The 5984-nt window shown below is 30.5% G+C and carries 3 protein-coding genes; all 3 read left to right on the top strand.

What is annotated here, in order from left to right; translation table 11 throughout:
- The first annotated feature begins 144 nt into the window (after window positions 1–144).
- The gene (locus tag BR82_RS0114165; RefSeq protein ID WP_027090702.1) at window positions 145–450 is read left to right on the top strand and encodes a PTS sugar transporter subunit IIB; all 306 of its coding nucleotides are present in this window, start codon (window positions 145–147) and stop codon (window positions 448–450) included.
- A gap of 6 nt (window positions 451–456) precedes the next feature.
- Entirely contained in the window at window positions 457–1296 is an 840-nt protein-coding gene (locus BR82_RS0114160; protein WP_240474573.1) for a PRD domain-containing protein, read from the top strand.
- Window positions 1297–1551: 255 nt separating this feature from the next.
- Window positions 1552–5984 (top strand): beta-N-acetylglucosaminidase domain-containing protein (locus BR82_RS0114155; protein WP_027090700.1); only part of this gene is annotated, 4433 nt, incomplete at its 3' end.

Here is a 5984-nt window from a genome sequence, read left to right as displayed (position 1 = left end):
GAAACTAATGCGTGCTTTGCATGGAGAATATCATATATTCGCACATGCGATGCAAAGGACGCATTAGTTTGATTGTACGAAATCGCAAGATTTTCGTGCAAGAAAACGTTAGTTTCACACCTATTGTACGAAAGAGTACCGTAGGTGCGATTTCGTACAATTATTGAAGTAGATGAGAAAGAATATGGAGTTATGCTGGCTGATCACGACTACGATGAAATAGCAATTTCGATATTAGAGGCATTAGGTGGTCGTAGTAATGTAATTTTTGTTGATAGTTGTATTACCAGATTAAGAGTGGAATTAAAGGATGCTGATATAATTAATGAACAACAGATCTTAGCAACAGGTGCCGCAGGAATAGTTAAAATTAATAAGAGTAGTATTCAAATTATTATGGGAACGGAAGTAGGATTTATTGTTGATTCAATAAATGATATATTGATGTAGAAAGAGGTGGCAGAGTTGAAAATATTAAAGGTTTTTAACAATAACAGCATAGCTGCAATTTCAGATGAATTAGGCGATATTATTTTAACGGGTTCTGGTATTGGGTTTCAAAAGAAGATAGGGGACTTAGTGGATGAATCTAAAATAGAAAAAACATATTTATTTAAAGATGAACAAAAGAAGCGTTTTGAGCAGTCAATTGCAGAAGTACCTGCTGTTTATTTTGAGATTGCTAATAAGATAGTTGCTAAAGCAAGCAAAGATCTAGAGACAGATTTTAGTGGTGAAATTTTTACTGCTATAAGTGACCATCTTTCTTTTGCTGTTAAGAGAAAAAAAGAACATGTCTATTTACCAAATATAATCTTAAATGAGACAAAAACACTTTATAAAAAAGAATATCAAGTTGGCTTATGGGCACTTGACTATATTGAAAAAAAAATAGGAATTCGATTAGATGATGATGAAGCTGGATATTTAGCTTTGCATTTAGTCAATTTTTCATTTAATGATAAAGCAAATAATGCAATTAGAATAGTTACTTTGACAAAAGAAGTTTTAAATGTAATTAAAACAACCATGAAAATAGAGTTAGAGGAAGATTCTATTGGTTATGCAAGAATCTCAATTCATTTAAAATATTTGGCTGAAAGAATTTTTAGTAATGAGGAAGTCAATTTTGAAGATACAACATCGGATATTCGTGATATGCTTAAAGAAAATGCACGATTAGCTTTGTGTATCAATAGAATAGTAAAATTAATCAAAGATCGTTATGATTATACTTTGTCACCTGATGAACAGACGTATCTGTGTATTCATATTAAAAGAAATACTGCTCTTTAGTTAAAATTAACTAAATTAAAACTAAAGTATAAGTTTGTATTTAGTAAAAACGGTTGACAGAGATTTAAGCAATGATATAATAGAAGTGCGATAGGATTGTTACTTTAAGTAGGCAAGACCAAATGCTGTATGTGCTTTTAGTATACTAGCATTTGGTCTTTATTTGTAGTAGTATTCTATGCAATACGGAAACTTTAATTACTAGTAAACGTGGAAATCTAGTTAATTTAAAGTTATACGAGAAAGGAGAATGAAATGAAAAAAACATTAAAAAAAGTGTTAACAGTTGCTTTAACATTATCGATGACTTTTAGTTCATTAGTTATGTTAAATTCAGTAAATGCAGAAGAAATTTCAAACTACACAATATATCCAACTCCTCAGGAAATGATATATAGCGATGATAGCTTTTCAATTTCTAATGATGTAAATGTGGTGTATGGTGATGAAATTGATAGTTTTACTAAAGATCATGCTGCTGATATATTAAGTATATTAGATAAAACATATACAGTTAGTGAAGCAATCGATGCAAATAAAACAAATTTGATTATTGGGACATATAATTCAAATGATTATGTAGATAGTTATTTTAAAAGCAACGGTTTAATCAATAGTGAGGATCTATTTACTAACTATGATTCTTATATTTTAGATATCAATAATGGTGTTATTGCAGTATTAGGTAAAGATACTGATGCTGCTTTCCACGGATTGACATCATTAAAACATATTTTTAACCAAGTTAAAGATAACAATATCTTAAATGTAAAGATTAATGATTATGCTGATGTAAAAGGACGTGGATTTATTGAAGGGTATTATGGAAATCCATGGTCAAATGAGGATCGTGCAGATTTGATGACATTTGGTGGAGATTATAAGTTAAATCAATATATTTATGCTCCTAAAGATGATCCTAAGCATAATTCAAATTGGAAAGCATTATATACTGATGAAGAATTAGTTGAAATTAGTAAACTGGCAGAAGCTGGTAATAAGAGCAAATGTTACTATGTTTATGCATTACATCCATTTATGTATAATGCAATTCGTTTTAATACTGATGAAAATTATGAAACAGATTTAAATATTATAAAAACTAAATTTGAACAATTAATGTCAGTAGGAGTAAAACAATTTGCAATTTTAGCAGATGATGCTTCTGTTCCATCACAAGGAGCACAATGTTATGTTCGCTTGATGACTGATTTAACTGAATGGTTGATTGAAAAACAAGCAACTGTACCAGGATTAAAAGCAGATACAATCTTTTGCCCAAATGATTATATGGGATATGGTTCAAGTTCTCAGATGCAAACTTTGAAACAACTGCCAGATTCAGTAAGTATCATTCAAACTGGTGGTAGAGTTTGGGGTGAAGTAGGACCAAGCTTTAATGATAGATTCTATCAAAATATGGGACGCCCTGCTTATATGTGGATCAATTGGCCATGTAGTGATAACACTAAAGATGGTTTAATTATGGGAGGAGCTGAAGCAGTTTTAAAACCTAATGTTGATCCATCAACTGTTGAAGGAATTGTTTTAAATCCAATGCAACAGTCAGAACCTAGTAAAGAAGCATTATTTACTAATGCTGATTATGCATGGAATATTTGGGAAGATGCAAGTAAATATGATCAAGTATGGCATGATTCATTTAATTATATGGATCATGGAACGATTGATGATACACCTGCTTCGATTGCCTTACGTGAATTGAGTAAACATATGATGAATTCACAGCAAATTGGTAATGAAGAATCAGTAGATTTAAAAGATAAGTTATCTAGCTTTATCAATGATTTGAATGCTGGTAATGATATTTTGGCTCAAGCTGATGATTTAATTGCTGAATTTAAATTATTACAGGATAGTGCTAATACATATCGTAACAATCCTGGAAATGAAAGAACGCGAGATCAAATTATTTATTGGTTAGACTGTTGGCAGGAAACAACAGAATCGATTATTAATTATTTAAATGCTGCTAAAGCATTACAAAATGAAGAAGAAAGCAGCGTGATTTGGGATTATTTTGCAACTGGTCAAGCTGAATTTGATACTTCTAGAACGCATGGATTCTTTTATGTAGATCATACTGAATATGCAAAAGTAGGTAGAAAATACATTTATCCATTTATGCAAAATCTAGATACTATTTTATCAGCTAAAGTAAGTACAATAGTTAATCCTGATCAAGATGTTGTTTCTTTTATTACAAACCGTACAGATACGCCAACAGGTTCATTAGATAATGCATTAGATAATAATGCAAGTACGGAAGTGGTTTATAAAACACCAAATACAATTACAACTGGTACGTATGTTGGAATTAGTTATAGTAAAGCTATCGATGTTGATTCAGTAACTTTTAGATTAGGACAAAGTGGAAATTTAAATGATACTTTCTTAAAAGCTAAAGTAGAATATACTACAGATGGTAAAGTATGGCAGGATGTAAATGGTGAAGAATATGATTTACCACAAGAAATCAATTTAACTGATTTAAATTTACATAATGTAAAAGCAATTAGAGTAATTGCAACTGCTGACAAAACAAATACTTGGTTAGGTGTTCGTGATATTGTAGTAAATGGTCAAGGTATAGTAGACGATACAAGTGAAAAATATAATGCTAGTGTTATCAAAGTTGCTAGATATGGAATCTATTCAACTTATGGTACTGCTAACATGATTGATGATGATGATAGTACTTTTACATGGTTTAATCAAAATAGTCAAGTTGATGACTATGTTGGTTTAGATCTAGGATCTGTTTTACCACTTGGTAAAGTTAGATTTATCATGGGGAATTCTGGTACTGATTATTGGAATGCTTATGATTTAGAATATTCAAGTGATGGTACTAACTATACTGTTTTTGCAAGTTATACTCAAAATGTTGAAAAGAAAACAGTAGAAGCAGATTTAACTGGTATCAAAGCACGTTATGTAAGAGTTAGAAATACTCAAGATAAAGGTGTTTGGTTAAAGATGTCTGATTTTAGAGTTAATAAACCAAGCGATACATTTGTAGATACAAATAATGCAGATCTAAAGAATATCGCTACAACAATTGATACTAGCAGCGCATTAATAGCACCAGTAGATACGATCGTATTAAACAGCAATGAATATATTGGGGTTACATTACCAAGAATCAGAGATTTGGCTGATATTGATCTACAATTAGTAAATGGTGATGCTTTGACATTACAAGTATCTAAGAATTATGTTGATTGGGTAGATGTTGATGCAAATGATACAGATTTACCTGATGCTCGTTATATAAGATTAATTAATAATACTGGTGAACCAATTACTTTTGGAATTACTAAATTTGAAGTAATTTCAAATGAATTGTCAGGACCATATTTATTAGATAGTGATATTGGTATTAATTCATCTTGGGGAGTATCAGAAGATTGTCGTAATAATGGAGCAGCATTTGATGGAAATGTAGATACGATGACAGAATTTGCTGACTTGCCACAAAAAGGACAATATATTATTTATGATTTAGGTCAAGAAAGAATAGTTAACAAATTGGCAATGTACTGCCAGGATTCAGCTGTTAATTATATTCGTGATGCTGATATTTTGATTTCAAATGATTTGGAAAACTGGACTAAAGTTATTACAATTGGTGATGGAATCGAAAATGAAGATGATGCCAGCGTTACCTGCTTAAATTCAGATGCAGGATATAAAGCATCTAGTACATATCCAAACAAAGTATATGTAGAAGGGACTGTAGATAATATAACAGCTCGTTATATTAAAATTTTGATTACTGCAACTAATAATAATCGTGCTGTTGTATTTAATGAAATTGTAGTTAATGAAGGTGAATATGTTCCAGTATCAAATGATCCAACTTTTGATGCAAGTGTAATTGAAAAACAAGGTTATGTACCACAAAATATGTTTGATGGTAATTTAGCCACAGCATATAGACCAGATACTGATGAAGCTGGTTATATTAGTTATACATTATCAGAAAATCTAGATGTTAAAAAAATAAATATTATTCAAAAAGGAAGTATTTCTAACGCTAGTGTATTAGCATTAGTTGATGGAGAAAATGGTAGAGAATGGGTACAGGTAGGTACTTTAAGTAAGTCATTAAATGAAATTTATTTACCTTTCTGGTCAAATATTTATGAATTAAAATTTGAATGGGAAGCAAATAATATTCCAACGATTTCTGAAGTAATCTTGTTAAATAATGAAGAATATCTACCAGATCGTAATAATTTACAATCATACATTGATGGATTGAATATTGATGAAAATCAATATACTTCTGAATCATATCAAGTATTTGTGCAAAAATTAGATGAAGCAAATTCTGTATTAGCTAATAATAATAGTACGCAAAAAGAATTAGATAATGCATTAGCTGATCTACAAGAAGCTGTAGATAATTTAAAGGAAATTGAAATACCACAAACAAATAAGGTGGCTTTACAAATAGCTGTCGATACTGCAAATACATTAAAAACTCAAGGTGCATTGGATAATGTCGTACCAGCAGTTGTTAATGAATTTGAAGCAGCATTAGCTGAAGCTGAAGGTATTTTAGCTGATAATTATGCAGATCAAACAACGATCGATACATCATTCTATCGTCTAGCTAATGCAATTCATATGTTAGACTTTGTAAAAGGTGATAAGAGTGC

It is taken from the genome of Thomasclavelia saccharogumia DSM 17460, from assembly GCF_000686665.1.
GTDB classification, from domain to species: Bacteria; Bacillota_I; Bacilli_A; order Erysipelotrichales; family Coprobacillaceae; genus Thomasclavelia; species Thomasclavelia saccharogumia.
Note: the sequence above shows the minus strand (reverse complement) of the source record. Positions and strands in the feature narration are given on the sequence as shown.